We start from the raw sequence: 25,223 nt of genomic DNA on the forward strand, positions 1-25,223 counted from the left end.
GGGACGGCGGCACGGCAGGTGTGCTGGATGTGGACGAGGTCTGGACCTACACGGCGACGTTCAATGTGACGCAGCCTGTGGTCGACAACGGCAACAACGTGGTGAACACCGCAAGCATCGCCTTTGACGAGGCGACCGTGCAGGAAGCCGAGGCGATCACGACGATCTCAACCGCACCGTCAATCGTTCTTGAGAAAACCGGCGCGTTCAACGACGAGAACGGCGACGGCTTTGCCCAGGTGGATGAGACCATCAGCTATGGCTTCGTTGTGACCAATACTGGCAACGTGACCGTGAGCGATATCACGATCACAGACCCGCTGGTGACGGTCTCTGGTGGACCTATCACGCTGGTGCCTGGCGCCTCTGACGCGACGACGTTTACGGCAACTTATTCGGTCACTCAGGCGGATATCGACGAAGGTCAAGTGGTGAACCAGGCGCTTGCCAGTGGCACAGATCCGACCGGTGAACCGGTTGAGGATCTGTCTGACGATCCGAATGCCCTAGAGGATGAGGGTGATGATGATCCGACCGTCACAGTGACACCGCCGCTTTACTCGATTGCGGTCGCAAAGACCTCGGATTCGGCCGAAATCTCTGCACCCGGTACGATCACTTACGAGATCACGCTGACCAACACTGGTAGTGGTACAGTGACCAATCCGGTCATTGATGACCCGCTGACAGACAACGAAGCCTTTGTGTCTGGTGATACGGATGACGACGGCGAGTTGGACGTGGGGGAAATCTGGATCTATGCAGCGACACTGGACGTTGATCAGGCGGCGATTGATGCCGGTGGTATCATCGAGAACACTGTCACAGCAACGACTGATGAGACACCTGAGCCGGTAACCGACTCGACCGAGACAGAAGTGCTGAGCAATCCTGAATTCTCCATCACAAAGGTGGCGGACAAGGATAGCGTTGGTCCGGAAGCGGATTCAGTCAACTACACGATCACGGTTGTTAACACCGGGAACGTGACCCTGACCGGGACGTCTTTGGAAGACGTGACCACGCAGTCGAACCTTGAAGGGACGCAGACCTTCCCCGTGCCGCTGGCATCGGGACCGACGCTGACCGCAGGGGACGACAACGACGATGGCAACCTCGATGTGGGAGAGACATGGACATATGAAGCGTCCATCGCTGTCACCGACGAGATGTTGCAGATCACGGACGACTTCCGTCCCGGTGAGATCACCAACATCGCGACCTTCGATGCAACGCAGGTGGATGCAGCGTCTGACGACGCGGTCACACAGGTCGAGACGCAGGTTGAGAGCCCGGAAGAATCGATCGACCTGACAATCACCAAGACGACACCGCGTGAAAACGTGTTGCAGGGTGATGTGGTGCCATGGACAATCGAAGTCACCAACAATGGTGCTGTGGAAGCGCAGGCCGCGAACATCAGTGACCGTTTGCCGGCAGGGTTCCTGTATCAGGAAGACAGTGCCACAATTAATGGTGCAGCTGCTGTTGTGACCGTGGAGAACAACGTTGTTAGGTTCCCTGTGATCACCATTCAACCCGGTGACACCGCTGTGCTGCAACTGTCCAGCTTTATCACAGGCGGCGTTCAGCCCGGTATCCACACCAACTTTGCCGACGTTGTCGACTCTGAGGGGGACGTGGAGACGGCATCTGCCTCTGTCATTCTGAGAGCCGAGCCGGTCTTTGATTGTGGTACGGTCATCGGCAAGGTCTTTGATGATGTGAACCAGAACGGCTATCAGGACGAAGCTGTCGGTGATGGTGTGCCTGTCGGGCTTGTTGCCAACGACAACATCTATCTGGGTGGCAAAGGCGGAAAAGGTGGCAAATTGGCACCGCCCGCACGCGTCGCACCGAAAGGTGAGCCTGGCATCCCTGGCGTTCGTATCTACACCGTGAAGGGCGAAGTCTATACGACGGATCAATTCGGGCGCTTCCACGTTGCCTGTGCCGATCTGCCGCGTGACATCGGGTCAAACTTCACCATGAAGATCGACACCCGTTCGCTGCCTGCCGGTTACCGTATGACGACTGAAAACCCACGGGTTGTGCGTCTGACGGCTGGTAAGGTCACCAAGATGAACTTCGGTGCGACGATCTCGCGTCTGGTTCGGATTGATGTCGCGGACAACGCCTTTGTACCTGGTAGCAATGAACCCAAAGCGGCCTTCGTGGCAGCCCTTGGGCGCGCTGTGACCCAGTTCCACAATAAGCCTGCCACAGTACGCATCAGCTATCTGTTGAAGGGTGAGGAACACCGGACGGCACGGGTGCGGATGCGCAAGATCGAAGCAGCACTGCGGCAAATTTGGCGCACGCAAGGGAAATACAAGCTCATGGTAGAAAAAACGTTACAAAGGCCGAGGGGTTAATTATCATAGCCCATATTTAGACTGGGGCAGCGCTAGAACAACAAAATGTGTCTTTCCCCAATAGGTAGAAATTAGAGTGGGCGGGATGTAATGCGAGTTCTCAAACTAACCCTGGCACTGGCTTTGGCGATGCCAAACATGACCACGGGCCAGTCGATCAACACAGACTGTACGCTAATAGACGGTGTGCTGCCTGAGCAATGTAAACAGCCGAACGCAGGCACCGTCGTTGCGATGCCTGCCGGCGAAAACACTGAACTGGAAGAGTTTTCCGGCGGCCTGGGGGATGAGGGTTTCTCGATCTCCATCGATGCGGTCGAACCTGGCGCTGCTCCGGTGTTGCTTGAAGGCAATGCAACGCGGATCAACGAACGGCGCCGCGTCGACCGGTTGCTGACAGACGCCAACGTGCAGGTCCGGATGGACGGCCTGACGCTGGATCAGACGCTCGCGGTTTCCACGTCTGATTTGAGGACAACGTATCGCGCTGGCGATTCGGTCAATTTCCGTGTTGCGACAAACTATCCCGCCTATATCAATCGCGCCGAAATCCGGATTGCAGAGGCAAGAAATCCTGCCCGGATCATCGCCGTTGTTCCGGTTGCGCCAAACGGCTCTGTGAACTGGACGATGCCAGGCGACGGTGTGACGGACATGGTCTATTCGGCCCGCGTCTATGATGCGCGCGGTCGTTATGACGAAACGCAAAGCCTGTCGCTTGCCCGCAGCACCCGGATCCTGCCCGGACCGGAGCTGGACGGCCCTGTTATTGCCGCAGGCGAAACAGAAGACATGACGCGTCGCCGGTCCATTCCGGTCAGCGGCGGATCGATTACAGTCTTTTCTGATGGTCTGACCCCGGGTGGCGATGTCACCGTGATGGGTGAGCGGGTGGTGGTTGACCAGAACGGTGCCTTTGTTGTGCAGCGCATCTTGCCTGTTGGCGAGCAGACCGTTCGCGTTGGCATTGGCCAAAAGGTCATCGAACGCTCTGTCGAAGTTCCCAACGACGACTGGTTCTATCTGGCGACAGTGGATGTGACCATTGGTCGTGAGGATGGCGAAACATATGAAATCGGTCGTGTCGCGGGCTTTGCCAAGGGCCGTACCGCCAGTGGCTGGAAACTGACCGCTGCCGTGGACACCGGCGAGGATGATCTTGACCTCATCTTCCGTGATCTGGGTGCCCGCGAGCCGCTCAACCTTGTGCGCTCCATTCGCGACGAAGATGTGTTCCTGACTTTCGGCGACGATTCCACGTTTGTCGAAGAGGCGCCAACCTCTGGCAAGATCTTCCTGAAAGCAGAGCGCAACGGATCGCATCTGCTTATCGGTGATTTCAAGCTGGCCGAAGAACGTCTGACGCTGGTGCGCAGCGATCGTACGTTGTTTGGTGCGCAGGTTGTCTATCAAACGGATCAGAATCTGACCGCTGAAGGACGGCCGCGTTTCCGCTTCTCAGGATATGTTGCATCGCCTGACCGTCTGGTCGAGCGCGACGTCTTCGAGGCGACCGGCGGCACCAACTATTTCCTGCGGCGTCAGGGTCTGCTGAGCGGAACATCGACGGTCTATATCCAGTATGTCGATCCGATCACGAACCGCATCGTGCGTCAGGAAGCGCTTGTTGAGGGACGTGATTACCGGCTTAATCACTTCCAGGGTGTGGTTACGTTGGCCCGTCCGCTGAGCCCATTCGCGGGTGATTCACTGCTGAATGACAACACGCTTGGCCGGTACGAGACCCGTCTTGTGGTGCAGTATGAATATGTACCTACACTCGAGAACGTGGATGGCGAATCTTACGGTTTGCGTGCCGAAGCCTGGCTGAATGACAACGTCCGCGTTGGTTTCTCTGCCCAGAATGAAAGCACCGGGATCGCTGACAACAAGCTTTACGGCGCTGACCTGCTGCTGCGTAAAAGCGATCTGACGTATCTCAATCTTGAAGTGGCCGAAAGCGAAGGCCCCGGCTTTGGGTTCAACTCTTCCTTCAATGGCGGATTTGACTTTGACACGGTCACCAGTGTGGGCGCGGTCGGTACCAAGGCATTGGCGTATTCCCTGGATGCGCGGGCAGATCTGGCAGAGCTGACAGATGGCCGCATGATTGGCAGCCTCTCGGCGTACTACGACTATAAGGAGGCCGGTTTTGTCTCTGCTGATTACGAGATTGCAAATACGCAGACCGCCTACGGTGTCGCGGCAAATGTCGAGATCAACGAGCGCGCCAGCGTGACGTTCGAGCATGATCACTTTGATGATGACACTGGTAAGGAACGTGATGATACCCGGGTGAGCCTGGCGTATCGGATCAATCCTGAATGGACCACGGAACTGGTGCTGTTGCACACGGACCGGACCGATCCTCTTGCTCTTCCGGGCCTGAACGGCAGCCGGACGGATGCAGCGGTTCGCGTGACTTATGAGCCGAACGAGGACTTCAAAGTCTGGGTCTTCGGTGAAGCCACGCTCGACTCTGATGGGACGCTGGAAGATCGCGACCGTATTGGTGTTGGTGCACGCAAACGTGTGTCGGACAAGCTGACGCTTGAAGGCGAAATCTCTGACGGTAATCTGGGCACCGGCGGCTATGCGGCCGTGACCTACGCTAAGGACGCCTCAACCCAGTACTACCTTGGGTATCGCCTTGATCCAGAGCGTCGGTTGTCGAACACGGCCTTTACAGGCAGTGACGGCGGCACATGGGTTGTCGGGGCAAGCTCTCAGATCAATGATCAGGTGCGGGTCCGGGCAGAAAACACCTATGACCTGCAGGGTGATCGGCCTTCGCTGGCCTCGACCTACGGTGTGACCTACACCCCCAACAACCTTTGGGTTCTGGATGGTGGCATCATCTATGGTGAGCGCGACGATCCTGTTGGCGGCAATCTGGAGCGGACCGGCCTGAGCTTTGGTGCCCATTACACCAATGGTGATCGGTTGCGTGGTGGTCTGACGGTTCAGTACCAGCGCGAGAAGAACGATCTCTTCCCCGCGCAGAACCGCAAGACCTGGGGTGCCAGTGGTTATCTGCGATATCAGGCGACCGACGAATTCCGCCTGCTGGCGAACATCGATGCAATCATCTCTGACTCAGATCAGACATCGTTCCGCGACGGGCGCTATATCGAAGGTAAGGTTGGTTTCGCCTATCGCCCGGTCGACAATGATCGCTTCAACGCGCTGTTCAGCTACACCTACTTGGAAGACCTGCCCGGTACGGATCAGGTTAACCTTGAAGGCGATCTGAATGGTCCGCGTCAAAAGAGCCACATCCTGAACGCTGACGTCAGCTACGATCTGAACCGCCAGTTCACGCTGGGTGCAAAGTACGGTTACCGTAAAGCCGAGGTTGAGACGGTCCGTGGCTCGGGCAACTTCAACAGCAACACGGCCCATCTGGGCATCCTGCGGTTGGACTATCACGTGGTTCACAACTGGGACATCATCGCCGAAGCGCGCGTGATGAAGTTCAAGGAAACCGATGTGACTGAGACCGGAGCCCTGTTGGGCGCATGGCGCCACATCGGGAACAACGCGAAGGTTGGCGTAGGCTATCAGTTCGGTGATGTGGACGATGATCTTCGTCGGATTGAAGGCCGCAAAGAAGGTTTCTTCATCAACGTCATCGCGAAGTTCTAAGCACGGGGCCTTCCGGGGCCCCGTCAACAATTTTTCCTAATTTGGAAACAGTCATTATGTTGGGCATCCGTTACGCGGGTGCCCAATATCTTGTGGGCTCCCCAAACCACTTTTTCAGAGATTATCGTTAGATTGTGGTATCTTAGCGGAATGTAACGATTCGAAGCCCTTGGGGGGTCATCATGCGTTTTTCACGCCGCACTGCCATGTTGTCGACGCTCGCATTTTACGGGACGGCAGCAACCGCCAATACCGGGGAATATTCACTTTCCAACCGCGCGCGTTGGCGCAGCTTTGGTGTGGATGACTGGATTTTCCGCGATCCTTTCGAGCGTCAGTCCCCTGGCGCTGTTCGGCAACCATATTCTTCGTGGTCTCTGTCTTCCAGTGGAGGGCGGACGGCTCAGGTGCTTTCGCTCATCGGCTTTGCCGAAGCGGGCAAGCTACAGTATAACGCCGTTCATATGTCGGCCAGCCGTCGGCCTCGCAAGCGCCCGACTGAGATGTCATTGGGCGAAGTGTTTCACTGGATCAAGGCGACGCCGGGACAGCAGCACGCAATCGGCCGCTATCAGTTCATTCCATCAACGCTTGCGATGCTGGTCAACCGGGTGGATGCACCGCCGCAGGCCTCTTTCGGGCCGCGTATGCAGGACCAACTGGCTGTGATGCTGCTTAAGGATGCGGGATATTCCGAATTCCTGGCAGGACGCATGACCATGTCCAAGTTCATGGACAAGCTTGCCTGGGTATGGGCGGGACTGCCGCTGCGAAACGGGCAGTCCGCGTATCGCGGGATCGCGGGAAACAGGGCGACCATTTCAAGAAAATTCTACGCCGAACAGATGCAGCGGATCTTTTCCTGAATAGGTGGCGTCGCGCTTGCAAGTACCGGTCATTGGGGCATTGACCCGCGTCGTTCTGCGGCGGTGATTGGCCCTGTTGCCTGACAGTGGCCTTGGTTGATTTGTGACCCGCATTGCCGCTAAGCCGGAAGAAAAGAAGGATGACGCCGATGCCTCAGAGCTCTGGCACGCGCGCGCAGGCTGTTTCCACGGCGCGGGATTTTCTGATTTCGGGCCGCTTCCAAAAGGACCTGGCGGACCTCGTCAGCTACCCAACAGAAAGCCAGCGCGATGATCGGGGTTCCGAGATGCGAGACTATCTGGAAGCGGGGTTGATCCCTCGTTTGGGCAGGATTGGATTTGACTGCAGTGTGCTCTCGACGGAAGCTGGCGCGCCGGTGCTGGTAGCGCGGAGAATTGAAGCCGACGACATGCCGACCATTCTCAGCTACGGCCACGGGGATGTTGTTCATGGGCAGGCGGCGGACTGGGGCGGCGGGCGTGATCCATTTGTTCTGAAAGCCGAAGGGGATCATCTTTATGGCCGCGGAACGGCGGACAACAAGGGGCAGCACCTGATCAACTTGTTGGCACTTGAGGCGGTGCTGGCGACACGCGGGCAACTTGGTTTTAACAGTACTTTTCTCATTGAAATGGGAGAGGAGCGGGGCTCACCGGGACTGGAAGCTTTTTGTGAGCGATATCGCGATTTATTGCGCGCGGATGTTTTGGTGGCGTCGGATGGACCGCGTCTGCGCAAGGATCGTCCGACGGTGTTTCTGGGCGCACGGGGTGCGCTGAATTTCGATCTTGTGGTGCGTCTGAGAGAGCGGGGCCGGCATTCGGGAAACTTCGGTGGTGTTCTGGCAGATCCCGCGATGATTCTCGCCCACGCGTTGGCCAGCATTGCGGACCGACGCGGAACACTGCAGGTGCCTGGCTGGCAGCCTCAGAGCCTGACCCAGGACGTGCGCGAAGTGCTTGCGCACCTGCCACCCCCCGACAGTGACGATGGATGGGGGGACCCGTCACTGACAGCGGCGGAACGATTATATGGCGGCAATAGTTTCGCAGTGCTCGCCATGCGGGCTGGCGATCCTGATGCCCCACAGAATGCCATCGCAGGACATGCGCGCGCCACCTGCCAGCTGCGATTTGTCGTGGGGACAGAGCCTGCGAACATTCTGGCGGATTTGCGGGCGCACCTGGATCAGGCCGGATTTGACCGCGTCGAAATCACCGCCGAAGATGATGTATTCTTTCCTGCGACCCGGGGTGATTTGAGCGGAGGCTGGCTGAAACGGGTGTTGGCGTCGGTTGAAGCGACGACCGGTCAGCCACCGGATTTGCTGCCGAATCTGGCGGGGTCCTTGCCCAACCATGTCTTCACCGATCTCTTGGGGTTGCAGACGATCTGGCTGCCGCATTCATACAATGGGTGTAACCAGCACGCCCCGGACGAACATGTACTGAAACCTGTTTGCGAGGATGCCCTTGGCATCATGGCCGGGGTTTTTTGGGATATGGGCGAAGTGAACTGAGGTTGCGACGATCCTGTGAAGGCGGCGTTGATATAGGTTTCTTTTCAACCTCACCAGAACTGACCGCCTATGCGGCATGATGCCCGTTTTCTCAGAATACACTTGGCCGTACAGGCGCAAAAATCATGTGCCATTGGCGCTGAACGCCACTTTGACCGCAGAGCATTGGGTTCCTGTCTCGAGCGCGATCCTGTTAACCGTTTGGGCTTGCGAAGGGACCCGGTTTCAGCGGATGCTGTCGAAGACTCGAAAAGTCATTTTCGACAGAGACCTTGCAAAAGGGAGACGCAAGTGCGCTACGAAAGACCCCAAACCATTCAAGACGCGACCGCGCTGCTCGCCGGAGCCGAGGCAAAATCCTATGTGCTTGCTGGCGGGACGGACCTCTTGGTGCGCATGCAAAGCGATGATTTCGAAGCAGACCTGATTGTCGATATCAAGGCCATCGCCGGCATGGACCAGATCACTGAAGTTGAGGATGGATTTGTCATCGGGGCAGGCGTTCCCTGTGCCGCGTTGGCTGAGAATGCTGCACTGGTTGCGGCCTGGCCGGGCGTGGTTGAGGCGGCCAATCTCATCGGCTCTACCCAGATACAGGGGCGTTGTACGGTTGTGGGCAATCTTTGTAACGCGTCACCTGCGGCGGACAGTGTGCCCGCGCTGGTTGCCTCCAACGCGCGGGTGCGGATTGCGGGGCCGTCAGGCCAGCGCGAGGTTGATATTCTCGATGTTCCGGTGAGCCCGGGCAAGACATCGTTGAAAAAGGGCGAATTCATCGAAGCGGTTGTGCTGCCGAAAGGCGCGGCCCATCTGGGGGATGCGTATCTGCGCTTTATTCCACGCACTGAAATGGACATTGCTGTGGTGGGTGTGGGCGTACATTTGGCACTGGATGATGCCGGTGCGATTTCGTCGGCACGCGTGGCGCTGGGGGCGGTCGGACCAAAGGTTGTTCTGTCCCAGGAGGCGGCGGACACCCTTGTCGGCACCAAGCTGGAAGATGCGGCGCTGGAGGCACTTGCCACCGCATGCTCAGACGCAAGCAACCCGATTGACGACAAACGCGGCACGGTCGCGTTCAGAAAACAGGTGGCGGGTGTTCTGGCGCGCCGCGCTGCCCAAACCGCCTATACCCGCGCAGGAGGGAAATGATGTCTTCTATAGCTGTCTCAACCACGATCAATGATGATGATGTCGAATTCCTGTGCCAGCCGGATGAAACCCTGCTGGATGTGTTGCGCAACCGTCTTGGCCTGATGGGGGCCAAGGAAGGGTGTGGTACAGGCGATTGCGGGGCCTGCAGCGCCATTGTCGACGGCCGCGTGGTGTGTTCGTGTCTGGTGCTGGGTGCCGAGGCGCAGGGGCGCACGATCGAGACCATCGAGGGCATGGCCAATGGCAGCGAGTTGCACCCGCTGCAGCGGAAATTCATCGAACACGCCGCCTTGCAGTGCGGCATCTGTACGCCGGGCTTCCTGATGGCGGCCAAGGCGCTACTGGAGGTCAATCCGGATCCAACCGAAACCGAGATCCGTTTCTGGCTGGCGGGCAACCTGTGCCGTTGTACCGGATATGACAAGATCGTACGCGCCGTTCAGGACGCCGCCGCCGAGATGAGGGGAGAAAACGCATGAGCTTTGATGCAGCCTATCAGGACCAGAAACTGAAATCTGTCGGCACCCGGCCTTTGCGCCCCGATGGCGTGGACAAGGTCACGGGCCGTGCGCGCTATGGCGCTGATTTCAACATGCCGGGACAGCTGGTTGCGCGCATTCTGCGCAGTCCGCATGCGCATGCCCGGATCAAAAGCATCGATACCAACCGCGCCGAGGCCGTCAAAGGCGTTAAGGCCATCATCACTGCCGCTGATCTGCCGGACCTGACCAATGGCGATGCGGGGACCTATGCGATCCTCGACAATTGCATGGCGCGCGAGAAGGCGATGTATGACGGGCACGCTGTTGCAGCCGTGGCTGCAATTGATGAGCACGCCGCCCGGAAAGCATTGAAATTCATTGAGGTCGAATACGAGGTTCTGCCACATGTGACAGATGTCGATGCCGCGATGGAGGACGACGCGCCGCTGGTGAAGGACGATGTGTTTACCACTGGCGTTGAGCCCGCGCCGACAAAGCCCTCGAACATCGCCAACCGTGCGGAGTTCGGTCATGGCGATGTCGAAAAGGGATTTGGTGCCGCTGACGTTATTGTCGAGCGCAGCTACAAAACGGAACAGACCCATCAGGGCTACATTGAGCCGCACGCCTGCGTCGCGAACTGTAACTCTGACGGCTCTGCTGAACTTTGGGTCTGCACACAGGGGCATTTTGTCTACCGGCAGAACTGTGCTGATCTGCTGGGGCTCGAGGTTTCAAAGTTGCGGGTGACGTCGTCGGAGATTGGCGGCGGTTTTGGCGGCAAGACCCATGTCTGGGCGGAGCCCGTTGCATTGGCATTGTCCCGCAAGGCGGGGCGTCCGGTGAAACTGGTGATGTCGCGCGAGGAAGTTTTTCGTGCCTCTGGCCCTACCAGTGCGACGTCTATCGACGTGCGGATTGGCGCAACCAAAGATGGCAAGATCACCGCGGCTGAGGCCACACTGCGTTATGCCAGCGGACCCTATGCCGACATGTGGGCGGAACTGGGCGCGATGACGTCTTTTGCCTGCTACGATCTTGAGAACGTCAAGACAGTGGGTCTGGAAATTCTGGTGAACCGGCCCAAGACCACCGCATATCGCGCGCCTTCCGCGCCGATGGCGGCTTTTGCTGTCGAAAGCGCGATTGACGAACTGGCGCATAAGATCGACATGGATGCCGTCGATTTTCGGATCAAGAACGCCGCCTCAGAAGGCACAAAATCGTCCTATGGTCCGGTCTATGGACCCATCGGTATCGGTCCCACTTTGCGCGCGGCAAAAGAGCATCCGCACATGAGCGCGCCTTTGGGGAAAAATCAGGGGCGCGGCATGGCCTGTGGCTTTTGGTTCAATTTCGGCGGGCAGACTTGCACGGATCTCAATGTCAATGCGGACGGCACGGTGACGCTGGCAGTCGGTACAGTCGACGTCGGAGGCTCGCGCGCATCACTGTCGCTGATTGCTGCCGAAGAGCTTGGTATTGAGTATCAGGACATCAAGGCGGTCATCGCGGACACCGCGACGCTGGGCTACAACGATATGACCGACGGAAGTCGGGGCACGTTCTCAACCTCGATGGCGACAATATCTGCGGCGCGCAATGCCATAACGGTCATGCGCGAAAGGGCGGCGTTGACGTGGGATATTCCTGTTGAGGATGTCTATTGGGAAGACGGTCATGCCCATGCTGCAGGGGCCAAGCACGACAACCGCGCGCCGCTCTCAGTCAAAGAACTGGCGGCAGAGGCAGGAAATACCGGTGGGCCGATCGCGGGGCATAGCGAACTGGTGGCGGACGGCGCTGGCGTGTCCTTTGCGACGCATATTTGTGATATCGAAGTGGACCCTGAGACCGGATCAAGCCGCGTGGTGCGCTACACGGTGATTCAGGATGCGGGCAAGGCGGTGCATCCGTCCTATGTGGAAGGTCAGTATCAGGGCGGTGCCGCACAGGGTATCGGCTGGGCGTTGAACGAGGAATACATCTATGGAGAGGACGGGCGTCTGCAGAACCCCGGGTTCCTCGATTATCGTATCCCGGTGTGCTCGGACCTGCCGATGATCGACACACAGATCCTCGAAATTCCGAACCCCAACCACCCATATGGCGTGCGCGGTGTCGGCGAGACATCCATCGTGCCGCCGTTGGCGGCCATCGCCAATGCCGTATCAAACGCGGTGGGTGTGCGGATGGCGCATATCCCGATCTCCCCGCCGCGCATTCTGGCGGCACTGACCGACGCTGCGGACGGCTGATGGTCGATGTGACGCTCTGGGCCGGGTTGCGGCCTTTTGCGGATAATCAGGAAGTGGTGCGCGTCGATGCGCGCACCATCCGGGAAATGCTGCGCAAACTGGAAGAACGCTATCCGGGCTTGCACGAACCTTTTCGCGGTCAGGTGGCGGTGGCCGTGAATGGGGTCATCTACCGCAATGACTGGTCGCAGGAACTGCCCGAGGGGGCAGAAGTGATGTTGATGCGGCGACTTGCCGGGGGGTGAGGGTGCCGGGCGTCGCCAATTTCGGCGTTCGCTCTTGCCACGGTAGAAACCACCATGATTGGGTTTGCTTAATTACCGGGTTCGCCGTTTAATAAGGCTGATATTTCTAGAAAAGCGTTTTTCCTGTTTTGAAAGAGCCAAAGCTGACATCCAAGGGATCAAAGCGGGTGAAGACTGCCAAACCCAAGTTGAGTGATGCCGACCTTCAGGCGCAACTGGCGGCAGTGTCTGAGGTCATGCAGATCATCAGCACATCCCGGCATGATCAGGGGCCGGTTTTCGACACGATCCTCAAGAACGCGCAAAAGCTGTGCAATGCGCCGATGTCTGGGTTGATCCTTGCGACGCCGCAAGACACCGCCCAGACTCTGGCGGCGCATAAGGGCCTGTCGGCCAAGGCCGTGAAACTTTACGAAACAGGCCAGATGAAGGTGGACCCGCAGCTGTCCTATGCGGCCCGCTGCATTGTCGAAGGCAGGCTGATCGCACTGGACGACATGGCCCAGAGCGACCTCTACAAGGCGGAAAGCCCCATCGTGCGGTCGATGGTCAATGAGACGGGCATCCGAAGCATCCTTTTCGTGCCCTTGATCAAGGATGGCGCGGCGATCGGTCTGATCACGCTCTTTCGCAAGCAGGTCGATCCGTTCTTGGACAGAGAGATTGCCCTTGTTGAAGCGTTTGCCGCGCAAGCGGTTGTTGCGGTGGAGAATACCCAGCAATTCCGTGAAGTGCAGACGAGGCTGGAACGCGAAGCAGCCACCTCGGAAATCCTGTCTGTCATCAGCCAGAACCGCGATGATGATATGCGGGTTTTCGATGTGGTGCTCGAACAGGCGTCGGCCGTGTGCGGCGCAGATCAGGCGGCGCTTGTTCTGGTCACCCCGTCGGGCACCCATGGGCGTCTGATGGCGAACCGGGGTCACCACCAGACCTCTTTTGAGGCAGGATCAGAGTGGCCATTGGATGCGCCCCTGTCTGCCTGCGTTGCGATCACGACCAATTCCGCCGTGGTGATTGATGACTACGCGGACACGGAACTTTACCGCAACGGTGACCCCACTGTCGTCAAGATGGTCGATGAGGAGGGTATTCGCGCGCGCCTTTCCGTACCGATGACACTGAACGGCCAGCCGGTTGGGGCCATTCTGCTGAGCAGACGGGCGCCGCGCCCTTTTACGGACACCGACATTGGTCTTGTTGAGGGGTTTGCGAAACACGCGGTCATAGCGATTGAGAACACCCGACAGTTCACCGAAACCCAAGACGCCCTTGGTCGCCAAACCGCCACGGCGGATATCCTGCGCGTCATCAGCAGCACGCCCGATCGTCTGGAACCGGTATTCGAAGCCGTTGTCAGGAACGCCGCAGAGATCGGCAAGGCCAGTTATTGCATGCTGTTGCAGATCGATGGGGATCAGTCGCTTTACCGCGCTGGCTACGGCATCGCGGATACCGAGCTGGACATGGCCGATGCGCGCGCGCCGATTGCCTTGCAGGAAAACACCATCGCGGGCCAGGTCGCCCTCTCGGGCGAAGTTTTTCATCTCGAAGATGCAACGGACCCCTGGTACCACGATCACGAGATGACGACCCGGCTTGGCATTGGTCGGGCGATGGGTGTGCCGATCCGCGTTGGGAAGCGCGTTTGGGGTGTCATCTCGATGAGCTGGCCGCAGGGCTATATCCTGCCACCTGCAGATATCGCCGTGATCCAAACCTTTGCCGATCAGGCGGCCATTGCCATTGAGAATGTGCGGCAGTTTCGGGAACTGCAGTCACGACTGGACCGGGAGACCGCCACCCGCGAGATCCTGTCGGTCATCAGTCAGGCGCGGGATAATTACCAGCCGGTTTTTGACAGCATCCTTGAGAACGCCAGCCAACTTTGTAACGCGCCGCTGGCGTTTCTCAGCCTTGCAAATGAGGCGCGCAGCCATGTGACAATTCCCGCCAACAGGGGCGCGCGGTCTGAATTTGGTGATGTGCTGAACGGCTTCAAGGAACCGATGACGCGCTCTGAGCTTGTCGCGGTGCGCCCGATCCTAGACGGCAAGATTATCCGGCAAGACGACATCGCGGACGATCCTGTCTACACCGAAGACCGTGATCAGCGCCGTGTGCAGATGGTCGAGATCGAAGGCGCGCGTTCGGTTCTGGCCGTGCCATTGATCAAGAACGACATTGGCATCGGGGTCATCGTGCTTTACCGGCGCGAGGTTTCGCCGTTTTCAGATGATGACGTTGACCTTATCCGCACCTTTTCAGCGCAGGCGGTGATCGCCATCGAGAACGTGCGGCAATTTCAGGAGGTGCAGTCCCGGCTTGCACGGGAAACTGCGACCGGGCACATCCTGTCGGCTATTTCACAGTCGCGCGACGATGAGCAGCCAATCTTTGATCGCATCCTCAGCAGTGCGACTAAGCTTTGCGATTCAGATAGTGCATCGTTGATGCTGGTGAACGAGGCGGGGACGCACAACGAACTCAAGGCCCGTTCCGGCACTGTTTTTGAGACACCGATAAAGACAGACAGTTGGTCCTTGGATTCCGGGCATGCCCATTCCGAGGCGGCACGGACCGGCAAGGTTGTTCACGAACAGGACCTACGTGAATCTGACCTGTATCGGCACGGCGATCCGACGCGCAGAATGCTTGTCGATGAGGCTGGTCTGCGCACGGCGCTTGCTGTGCCGATGATGTCAAACGGCAAGCCAATCGGCGTGATCGTCCTGCACCGAATTGAGGTCGCGCGGGCCTTCAGCGACAATGACATCAGCCTTGTGGAATCCTTTGCCGCACAGGCCGTCATCGCGATTGAAAGTGCCCGGCAGTTCCGTGCGCTTCAGAACCGCCTGCAACGCGAGGCCGCGACCCGGCAGGTGCTGCACTCTATCAGCCAAAGCCGCGAAGACGAACAGCCGGTATTTGACTTGATCGTGAAGCTGGCCAAGGATCTGTGCGGTGCCAATTTTGCAGGGCTGGCTTTGGGGCGCGCAGGCGACACCTACCAAAAGCTGGTCGCAAGCCAAGATCTGCCGGCCGAAATTGTCCAGTTGTGGGACGAAGGCAAATACACGATGGAGCCGGGGAATTCGCTGGCTGGCGACGCGATCCTCAGTGGTGAGATCAACAGGGTCGAAGATATGGCGGCCGTTAGGTATTACGCTGAGGGCGATGAGCGGTATCGCCTTATCGTCGATGACAACAGTGTACGCAGCAATCTGTTTGTCCCGCTGTTGGTGGAGGGCAAGGGCATTGGGTGCCTGATGCTGGGCCGCAGTGAAGTAAGCCCCTATACTGAAGATCAGGTTACGCTGGTTGAAACCTTCGCCGCGCAGGCTGTGATTGCCATTGAAAACGTCAGCCAGTTTCGCGAAGTGCAGGAACGGCTCGAACGCGAGACCGCAAGTCGTGATGTTCTGATGGCCATCAGCCAAAGTCGGGACGACGAGAACCCGGTGTTCCAGACGATTGTCAAAAACGCAGCGCGATTGTGCAACGCGACGCGATGCGGACTGCATATCTTTGACAAGGATGAGGGGCGTGTCAGCTTTGTCGCGATGTGGGGCGAGGTTTCGGATGAAATCAAGCCAGGTCAATTCAGCTATGACGTAAATGATCCGTCCCATACGGCGCGATCCATTCGCGAGGCGGCCCGGATCCATATCCCCGATCTGGCGCAGGACGCACTGTATCTGTCTGGTGACCCGTTCCAGCGCAAGCTGGTTGATGAAGTGGGGTACAAAACCCTTTTGTCAGTGCCGCTTGTGCAGGGTGACAACGTCTATGGTGTGATCGCAGTGTGGCGTACGGAGGCCAAGGCGTTTTCGCACGATGAGATCACGCTTGTTGAAACCTTTGCCGCACAGGCGGTCATCGCCATCGAAAACGTTCGCCAGTTCCGCGAGGTGCAGGCGCGTACGGAAGAGGTAGAAGAGTCGCTGACCTATCAGACGGCGACAACGGATGTGCTGGACGTGATTTCGCGTTCTCCAAATGAAGTGCAACCGGTTCTTGATGTCATTCTGGAAGTGGCGTCGCGCATTTGCGACCCGCAGACAGCCTATGCCACGCTTCTTGATCCGCACGACGGCACGTACCGGGTTGCGGCGACACATCGCATGTCGAAGCAATTCCGCAACCGGCTGAACAAGATCAAGTTCACCGAGGAAACCGGCACCTGCACCGGTCGGACAGCACTGCTCAGACGGACGGTATATATTGAGGACACCGAGGCTGATCCTGACTTTGAAATGACCGATACCGCGCGGCAGGGAAAGTTTCGCTCGGCCCTTGGGGTGCCATTGCTCAAGGATGGCAAGGCAGTCGGTGTTATCACTCTGGGCCATGCCCAACCCGGGGCCTTCGAGCCCAAACAGATTGCGCTATTGGAAACCTTTGCGTCTCAGGCAGTGATCGCGCTTGGCAATGCGCAGCTTTTCGACGAGGTGCAGGCGCGGACGGCGGAAGTCGAGGAGGCTTTGGAATACCAGACGGCGACGTCCGAGGTATTGGATGTCATCTCGCGTTCACCCAATGAACTGATGCCGGTACTCGATGCCATACTCACGGTTGCCGCGCGCATCTGCGATCCGCAATACGCGTATGTTGCAATGCTGAAACCGGATGATGGCTGTTTCCATGTCGCCACGACAATCAACGTGGATGATGAATTTCTGGCCCATCTACAGGCAAACCCGATGAAGCCGGGCCAGGCAACCTGTACCGCGCGCACGGCGCTGCAGGGCCAAACGGTCTATATTGCTGACGCCAGCAGCGACAAAAACAAGCAAATGCGAGACATTGCGCGCTTGGGCGAATTCCAGTCGGTTGTTGGTGTGCCGTTGGTCAAGGATGGCATCACGGTTGGCGTGATCTCATTGGCGCATGGGCAGACGGATGCCTTTTCAGCCAGGCAGATCAAACTGGTCGAAACATTTGCTGCCCAAGCGGTGATTGCCATCAGCAACGCGCGCCTCTTTGATGAAGTGCAGCAGCGCACCGCCGAGGTTGAGGAAGCCCTTGTTCGGGAACAGGCCAGCGCGGAAATCCTACAGGTCATCAACGAGGCCGTCTCGGATCTGCAACCCGTCTTTGATTTGATTGTCCACAAGTCAGTGGAGCTGTGTGGCGCGCATTTCTGCGTGATGGACCGGTTTGACGACGCAGGATACCACTTCTGCGCACAGTATGGCTGTGAACCAAATTTGCTGGATCAGTTGCTGGAGAGCTATCCGGTGACCGAACCGGCAGGCCACGTGTCTACCAAGATCATCGAAAGCGGCACGACCGTGCAGATCGCGGATGCGCAGGATGGTGAGCAATACTTTTCACCCGAGCTGGCAAAGCGCGTCGGGTTCCGGCGCTTGCTTGGTGTGCCGATCAAGGTTGGTGGCCGCGTCTGGGGAGGTATCTCCATGGCCTGGCCCGATACCAAGCCGCCCGAACCTGCTCATATCGAACTGGTGCAGAACTTTGCCAACCAGGCCAGCATCGCCATCGAAAATGCGCGTCTGATGAGCGAGACCGAAGCGCGTACGGCTGAGGTGGAAGAGGCGCTTGAGCAGCAGAAGGCCAGTGCTGATATTCTCAGCGCTATCAGCCAGTCGGTGGAAGATGCCCAGCCGGTTTTTGAGGCGATATTGAAAAGTTGCAGGACGCTCTTTCAGGGCGAAGAACTCATGGCTTTTCTGGTCGAAGAGGACGAGATGCTGCATGTCGAGGCCTATCTTGGTGAGGGTGGAGACGTCGTCACCGGAGGGTTTCCAGCGCACGTGGACCATGCCCCCGCAGGCATGGCGGTCCGTGCGTGCAAGGTGGTTCACTTTGCCGATGTCTTGAACAATGCTGATGCACCGGCCAGCCTTAAACGGATCGCCGAGGCCGCAACCAATTTTTCTGTCGCCTTTGTCCCAATGATCTGGGAAGCCGAAGCCATTGGTGTGATCAGCGTCGCCCGCGCGGATCGGCCGTTTCGCGACAAGGAATTGGGCATCTTGCAGGGCTTTGCCGATCAAGCCGTTATTGCGATCCAGAATGCGCGGCTGTTTCGCGAAACAAACGAAACCCTTCAGCGTCAGACCGCGACGGCAGAAGTTCTCGAAGTCATCTCCAACTCGGTTGAGGACACCAAACCCGTCTTCACAAAGATTTTGGACAGTTGCGAGCGGCTGATTCCTTGCAGCGATCTGGGGATTGTTACCATCGAAGCGGACGGACTGGCGCATCTGGGCGAGGTGCGGGGCGTTTTTGGCACCCAGCAAGGCCGTGAATTCAAGCCCATGCCAGCCGAACGAACGATGATCAGCCCGACGCTGCGCACCAAGAAAACCGTCTACTACCGCGACGGCCTGAACGACGCGCAAGTGGACCCCGTGATCCGGCGCATGACCGAAAAGAACGGCAATATGGCCACCGTGATCGCGCCGATGATCTGGAAGGGTGAGGTCGCGGGGATCATCACTCTTGGGCGGCCCCATTCGAAGGGCAAACTGGCGTCCTTTTCGCAGCAGGAGATCGGTCTGCTGGAAACCTTTGCCGATCAGGCCGTAATCGCTATTCAGAACGCGAGGCTGTTCGACGAAACTCAGACGGCGCTGGTCCGGCAGACCGCCAGCGCCGACATCCTGCGCGTTGTCAGTGAATCCCAGGCGGATCTCGACCCGGTCTTTGATGCGATCCTCAGCCGAGCCGCTAACCTGTGCGATGCGCCAATGGCGAGCCTTTACATTGTCAATGAAGAGCGCACGCATGCCGTGATGGAAGCATACCGCGGAGACGCGCTTGCGTCATGGGCGACCGGCAAGACCCGTTGGGAGATGAAAAAGGGGGTCGCCGTGGCTGATGCGATCCTGGACCGTGTGCCGGTCCATATTCACGATCTCAAAGATACCGACACCTACCGAAAGGGTGGCCCGGTGCGACGTGCGGCTGTTGACGAGGAGGGAGTTCGCACGTTTCTTGCCATTCCGCTGATCCACAAAGGCGTCGGGATCGGGGATCTGGTCCTTTTCAAGCGCGAAGTGCAGCCCTTCAGCCCCGAAGACATTGGGCTTCTGGAAAATTTTGCTGATCAGGCGGTAATCGCAATTCAGAACGCGCGCTTGTTCAATGAAACTCAGACAGCGCTCGTGCGTCAGACGGCCACTGCCGACATTCTTCGGGTGGTGAGCGAAACGCAATCCGATCTGGGCCCGGTTTTCGATGCCATTCTCAGTCGCGCGGCAGATCTGTGCGAGGCACCAATGGCAAGCCTCAACATCGTCAACGAGGACCGAACACAGGCGGATCTGGTGGCGCATTACGGTGATGAATTAGATGTGTTGGTCGTCGGCAAAACGAAATGGGACATGACACCGGGCCTGTCCATCGCGGACAGTATTCTGGACAAGGCAGCGGTGCATATTCACGACCTCAAGGATACTGACAACTACCGCGCCGGAAACGAAGTACGGCGCAATGCCGTGGACAACGAGGGCATACGTACCTTTCTTGCAATACCACTTATTCACAAGGGCGCGGGCATCGGCAACATTGCGCTTTACAAGCGCGAGGTAAAACCGTTCACCGCCGAAGACATCGCCCTGCTTGAAAGCTTTGCCGATCAAGCCGTGATCGCTATTCAGAACGCGCGGCTTTTCAATAACACACAGACCGCGCTTGCGCGTCAGACGGCCAGTGCCGATGTTCTCAGGGTGATCAGCCAATCGCCCACGGACACAAAGCCGGTCTTTGACGAAATTGTACGGCTGGCGGTGAATCTGATTTCGTGTGATCTGGCTATGTCTTACCAGTCGGATGGAACCGAGCTTTGGCAAACGGCCCTGGCAACCGCCGATGGGGTCCTGTCAAAGGGTGAAGCAAAACATATCGCGGTTGATCCCAGTGACAATTTGCCGTCAGTCGCAATCACAACAGGCGAGGCGGTGCATCTGCCGGATTGGTCAACTGCGGAACTCCCGACGCGGGAAGAAGAAGACCGACGGGTTAGCGGGTTCAGTTCGTCGTTGGTGCTGCCGTTGATCAAGGGCAAGCAGCCCATCGGCGGGCTGGCCTTGATCCGAAAAGCACAGCGGGCCTTCACAGCCGACGAAATCGCGCTGGCTGAATCCTTTGCCGATCAAGCGGTGATTGCCATCGAAAACGTGCGTTTGTTCCACGAGACAGAAACGGCTTTGGTGCGTCAGACGGCAAGTGCGGATATTCTGCGGGTGATTAGCGGCGCACAGGAAGACGCCCAACCGGTCTTCATGGCAATTGCCGAGGCTGGTTTGGGACTGCTTGATTGCGACATTGCGACCGTCATGATGCGGGACGGCGATCACTTTGTTCCACAGGCTGGGAGGATGCGCGAGAAAGGCCCGCTTCTGAGCCTTGATCCCACACCTGTCCCGATCGATCCTGCGATGAACTACCCCTCGCGTGTTTTTTCAAGTGGAGAGATGGTTCACATCCCCGACTTTTCCACTGCAGATCTGCCAAAACACGAGATCGACACGGTGCCCAAATTTGGAATGAAGTCGGCGATCTTTTTGCCGATGCTGCGAGACGGATATTGTGTTGGAGTGTTGGTGTTTACGCGCAACAAAGTGGCGCGGGCCTTTAGCCCTGAAGACATCGAACTGGCGCATTCCTTTTGCGATCAGGCGGTCATTGCCATCGAAAACGCGCGGCTATTCAATGAAACGCAGGCCTCGTTGTCGCGCCAGACGGCAAGTGCAAATATTCTGCGCGTGATTAGCAAGTCACCCACCGATGTCACACCTGTCTTTGAAGAGATCGTGACGTCCGCGATCGGGCTGGTGTCTTGTGATCGGGCCGTCATGTTGCGGGTGGATGACACTTCGCTTTGGCAGGCTGCGGTGGCAGATGCCGGCGGGCTCAAAAAAGATTTTTCAACCACCCGGCATCCGCTTGATGCGATGGATAATCTGCCTGCACGGGTTCTGGCGGCAAAGCAGACCCAGCATATCCCGGATTGGTCGAAGGCGGACTTGCCAGAGAAGGACAAGGAGATTCAAAAGGAGTCTGGCTACCAGTCATCCTTGATCGTGCCGCTGATGCGCGGGACCGACTGCCTTGGTATGTTGTCACTGATCAGGACCGCGCAGAGGGCGTTTAGCGACGATGAGATCGCGATTGCGGAATCCTTTGGTGATCAGGCAATCATCGCCATCGAAAACGTGCGGCTTTTCAACGAAACACAGACAGCGTTGGTGCGCCAGACGGCCACGGCTGATATTCTGAAGGTGATCAGCCAGTCCCCGACGGACACCACACCGGTGTTCGAGGCCATTGTACAGGCGGCAACACGGCTGGTGTCTTGTGATCTGGCAACGACAGCCTTGCTGCGCGATGATCGGTTGTACCAGATCGCCGTCGCCACCCCGAACGGGCTTGAGCGGGAAGTGAAGGATATATTCGTCCCGTTTGATCCGGCGAAAAATTTCCCCAGTCAGGCATTGGCCTCGAAAGAGCTGATGCATATCCCCGACTGGTCGGCGATCGATCTCCCCGAAAACGAACGCGCCATTCGAGACCGCATCGGTGTTCAATCGGGGTTGGTGCTTCCCCTCTTTCGCGGTGAGGAACGGTTTGGTGCGATCATATTCATTCGTAAGGTCCAGAAAGCCTTTAGCGACGCTGAAATAGAGATGGTCAAGACATTTGCGGATCAGGCAATTATAGCGATTGAGAACGTAAGGCTGTTCTTGCAGGCACAAGAGGCCCGCGAAGAGGCCGAAAAAGCCAATGAGGCGAAAAGCGCGTTCCTTGCCACGATGAGCCACGAGATCCGCACACCCATGAATGCCGTCATCGGCATGAGCGGGTTGATGATGGATACCGATCTGGACGAAGAGCAACACGATTATGCACGCACCATCCGCGATAGCGGCGATGCCTTGCTGGGGATCATCAATGAAATCCTCGACTTCTCAAAAATCGAAGCCGGGCAGATGGATATCGAAGCGCATCCGTTTGATCTGCGCGAATGCATCGAAAGCGCGCTTGACCTGATCGGTGGGCGCGCTGCGGAAAAGCAGCTGGATCTGGCCTATTTCTATGACGACAGCGTGCCTGTGGGGATCAGTGCTGATTTGACCCGTATGCGGCAAATCCTGTTGAACCTGCTGTCGAATGCCGTGAAATTTACCGATACCGGTGAGGTCGTTTTGACCGTTACTGCGGAACCGGCAAAACGAGGGCAGGTCAGTCTGAACTTTTCGGTTCGCGATACCGGTATTGGCCTTACCGAAGAGGGCATGAGTCGTCTCTTCCAATCCTTCAGCCAGGCTGACAGTTCGACCACTCGCAAATATGGGGGGACGGGCCTGGGCCTTGCCATTTCCAAGCGTCTGGCAGAGCTGATGGGGGGTACGATGTGGGCGACAAGCGACGGTGCGGGCAAAGGGTCGACTTTCCATTTCACCATCCTTGCCAAATCCGCAAAACTTCCCGAGGCCAAGTCGCGCAGTCTGGTTGGCGCGCAAGCTGAGCTTCAGGGTAAGCGGCTGCTGGTGGTGGATGACAATGTCACCAACCTAAAGATCCTGTCTTTGCAGACCCAGAAATGGGGCACTCGTACAGAGACGTTCGATAACCCGGTTGAGGCCCTCAAAGTCGTTGAGAAAGATGGCGGATATGATCTTGCAATTCTCGACATGCACATGCCGGAAATGGATGGCATTGCGCTTGCCAAAGGGATCCTGAAACATCACCCAAAGCTGCCGCTGGTGCTTTTCAGTTCGCTTGGCCTGCGCGATCTGGAAACGGAGCAGGAGCTCTTTGCTGCATATCTTGCGAAACCACTGCGCCAGTCACAGCTGTTCGATACGCTCGTGACGCTGTTGAACAATGTCACACCGATCAAGGCGACTGCTGAGCGATCCAAAAAACCTCAGACGGATCCGGAGATGGCGCAACGGCACCCGCTGCGCATCTTGTTGGCGGAGGACAACCTCGTGAACCAGAAGCTTGCCACACGGTTGCTGGAGCAGATGGGCTATCGCACAGATCTTGCCAGCAATGGCGTCGAAGCGCTGGAAAGCGTGGCGCGTCAGACTTACGATGTTGTGCTCATGGATGTGCAGATGCCGGAAATGGATGGGCTTGAGGCCTCGCGCCAGATCAACAAGGCGTATCCCGACGGCGTGCGCCCCCGGATCGTCGCGATGACAGCGAACGCCATGCAGGGCGACCGCGAAATGTGTCTTGAGGCGGGCATGGATGACTACATCGCCAAACCAATCCGAGTAGAGCGCCTGATTGAGGCGCTTCTTCAGGTGCCACCCAACCGAAAGGAACAATCGTGACTGAACCGATCATTGACCCATCGGTCTGTGCAGAGCTTTCGGATGCCATGGGAAGCGATTTTGCAGCGGAATTGATCGAGACGTTCCTGAACGATGCGCCGAACATGATTGCGGACCTCAAAAAGGCAGCTGCAGAAGGTGACGCGGACGGATACCGCCGCGCGGCCCATTCGATCAAGTCGAATGCTGACACCTTCGGGGCTGTTCAGCTTGCGGCCATGGCGCGCAGCATGGAGTTGGGTGGCTTGCCAGATGCAGACGCTCCGATACCGGCACTTGAGGCAACGTATGCCGCAAGTGCTGAGGCGCTGAAGGGCTTGATGGATGAGTGACTCCAATGGAAATCTGCTGATTGTGGATGACAACAAGGTCAACCGATTGCTGCTGTCCCGGGGTGTGGAATTGCTGGGCCATCGGGCCGCGGTTGCGGAAAACGGCAAGATCGCAATGGAGATGCTTCGGGCCGGGGCTTATGATTTGCTGCTGCTCGATATCGAGATGCCCGAAATGGACGGATTTGAGGTTCTCGAGGCGCTCAAGAACGACGCTGATCTGCGCGATATCCCCGTGATCGTCACGTCGTCGGTTGAGGGGCTCGACAACATTGTGCGGTGTATCGAACTTGGTGCGGACGACTATATTCCAAAGCCCGTGAACAAAGTGCTTTTGAAGGCGCGGGTGCATTCCTGCCTTGAAAAGAAGCGTTTGCACGACGAACAGAAGCGGCTGCTGAGGCGCTTTACAACTGTCGAGGTGGCGCGAGATCTGCAGGATTCTGGTTTCGCCATAGGTGGGCGCCGTATCACGGCGTCAGTGCTCTTTTGTGATATTCGCGACTTTACCTCGATTTCCGAGAACATGACCCCGGAAGCTACGATTGAGCTGCTGAACACTTACTACACGTTGATGTTCGAGGCAGTGACCAGCCATGGTGGCATCGTCAGCCTGATGGTTGGCGATGGGTTGATGGCGCTTTTCGGGGCGCCCCAGCCGATTGAAAACTCAGCGCAAAGTGCCATTCTGGCCGCGCATGAGATGCTCAACATGACGGCCATGTTGAACGAAGAACGTGCTGTGATGGAAGAACCCGAACTGAAGGTGGGTTTCGGGATTGCCACGGGGAAAGTTGTGGCTGGATATGCCGGCACTGATGACCGGGCGACCTACACCTGCGTCGGAAAGACAGTAAATCTGGCGGCCCGGCTTGAGGCGCATACAAAGGTTGCCGGGCATCCCATACTCTTTGATCAAGAGACGATGGAAGGGCTGTTGGATCCGGATGGGTGCACACCGATCCCACCGGTGCAGTTCAAAGGTTTTTCGGAGAAGCTGCAGGTTTTCGGGATGTAAGATCCGGTTCGC

General features: G+C 57.7%; 11 protein-coding genes. All 11 read left to right on the top strand.

The features are described from left to right. Positions 1–2,375: DUF7507 domain-containing protein (locus H9Q16_RS19470; RefSeq protein ID WP_191077158.1), on the top strand; the 2,375-nt coding region annotated here is incomplete at its 5' end. 90 nt (positions 2,376–2,465) lie between these two features. Next, positions 2,466–6,020: a TonB-dependent receptor gene (locus H9Q16_RS19475; protein WP_191077159.1), complete on the top strand. Its 3,555-nt coding sequence runs from the start codon at positions 2,466–2,468 to the stop codon at positions 6,018–6,020. A 182-nt stretch (positions 6,021–6,202) separates the two neighbouring features. After that, positions 6,203–6,886, top strand: a complete 684-nt coding sequence (locus tag H9Q16_RS19480) for a lysozyme family protein (RefSeq protein WP_191077160.1) — start codon at positions 6,203–6,205, stop codon at positions 6,884–6,886. Between the two features lie 149 nt (positions 6,887–7,035). Then, positions 7,036–8,406: a M20 family metallopeptidase gene (locus H9Q16_RS19485; protein WP_191077161.1), complete on the top strand. Its 1,371-nt coding sequence runs from the start codon at positions 7,036–7,038 to the stop codon at positions 8,404–8,406. Between the two features lie 291 nt (positions 8,407–8,697). Beyond that, positions 8,698–9,558 carry an FAD binding domain-containing protein gene (locus tag H9Q16_RS19490; protein ID WP_191077162.1) on the top strand — a complete coding sequence of 287 codons (861 nt, stop codon included), beginning with the start codon at positions 8,698–8,700 and terminating at the stop codon, positions 9,556–9,558. Beyond that, positions 9,558–10,040 carry a (2Fe-2S)-binding protein gene (locus H9Q16_RS19495; protein ID WP_191077163.1) on the top strand — a complete coding sequence of 161 codons (483 nt, stop codon included), beginning with the start codon at positions 9,558–9,560 and terminating at the stop codon, positions 10,038–10,040. The genes H9Q16_RS19490 and H9Q16_RS19495 overlap by 1 nt, the downstream gene beginning before the upstream one ends. Then, positions 10,037–12,301, top strand: coding sequence for a xanthine dehydrogenase family protein molybdopterin-binding subunit (locus H9Q16_RS19500; protein WP_191077164.1), 2,265 nt, complete (start codon positions 10,037–10,039; stop codon positions 12,299–12,301). The genes H9Q16_RS19495 and H9Q16_RS19500 overlap by 4 nt, the downstream gene beginning before the upstream one ends. After that, the gene (locus H9Q16_RS19505) at positions 12,301–12,546 is read left to right on the top strand and encodes a MoaD/ThiS family protein (RefSeq protein ID WP_191077165.1); all 246 of its coding nucleotides are present in this window, start codon (positions 12,301–12,303) and stop codon (positions 12,544–12,546) included. Before H9Q16_RS19500 ends, H9Q16_RS19505 begins: the two co-directional genes overlap by 1 nt. A gap of 167 nt (positions 12,547–12,713) precedes the next feature. Beyond that, positions 12,714–23,861, top strand: coding sequence for a GAF domain-containing protein (locus tag H9Q16_RS19510; protein ID WP_191077166.1), 11,148 nt, complete (start codon positions 12,714–12,716; stop codon positions 23,859–23,861). Continuing rightward, positions 23,858–24,193: an Hpt domain-containing protein gene (locus H9Q16_RS19515; protein WP_191077167.1), complete on the top strand. Its 336-nt coding sequence runs from the start codon at positions 23,858–23,860 to the stop codon at positions 24,191–24,193. The genes H9Q16_RS19510 and H9Q16_RS19515 overlap by 4 nt, the downstream gene beginning before the upstream one ends. Beyond that, complete coding sequence (locus H9Q16_RS19520) at positions 24,186–25,211, top strand: adenylate/guanylate cyclase domain-containing protein (protein ID WP_191077168.1); 1,026 nt, start codon at positions 24,186–24,188, stop codon at positions 25,209–25,211. Before H9Q16_RS19515 ends, H9Q16_RS19520 begins: the two co-directional genes overlap by 8 nt. The last annotated feature ends 12 nt before the right edge of the window (positions 25,212–25,223 follow it).

The sequence above is a fragment of the Sulfitobacter aestuariivivens genome (genome assembly GCF_014763045.1).
GTDB lineage: Bacteria > Pseudomonadota > Alphaproteobacteria > Rhodobacterales > Rhodobacteraceae > Sulfitobacter > Sulfitobacter aestuariivivens.

Coding starts and splice junctions, on each gene's coding strand:
- H9Q16_RS19475 (WP_191077159.1), top strand. CDS start 2,466: ATGCGAGTTCTCAAACTAACCCTGGCACTGGCTTTGGCGATGCCAAAC.
- H9Q16_RS19480 (WP_191077160.1), top strand. CDS start 6,203: ATGCGTTTTTCACGCCGCACTGCCATGTTGTCGACGCTCGCATTTTAC.
- H9Q16_RS19485 (WP_191077161.1), top strand. CDS start 7,036: ATGCCTCAGAGCTCTGGCACGCGCGCGCAGGCTGTTTCCACGGCGCGG.
- H9Q16_RS19495 (WP_191077163.1), top strand. CDS start 9,558: ATGTCTTCTATAGCTGTCTCAACCACGATCAATGATGATGATGTCGAA.
- H9Q16_RS19500 (WP_191077164.1), top strand. CDS start 10,037: ATGAGCTTTGATGCAGCCTATCAGGACCAGAAACTGAAATCTGTCGGC.
- H9Q16_RS19505 (WP_191077165.1), top strand. CDS start 12,301: ATGGTCGATGTGACGCTCTGGGCCGGGTTGCGGCCTTTTGCGGATAAT.
- H9Q16_RS19520 (WP_191077168.1), top strand. CDS start 24,186: ATGAGTGACTCCAATGGAAATCTGCTGATTGTGGATGACAACAAGGTC.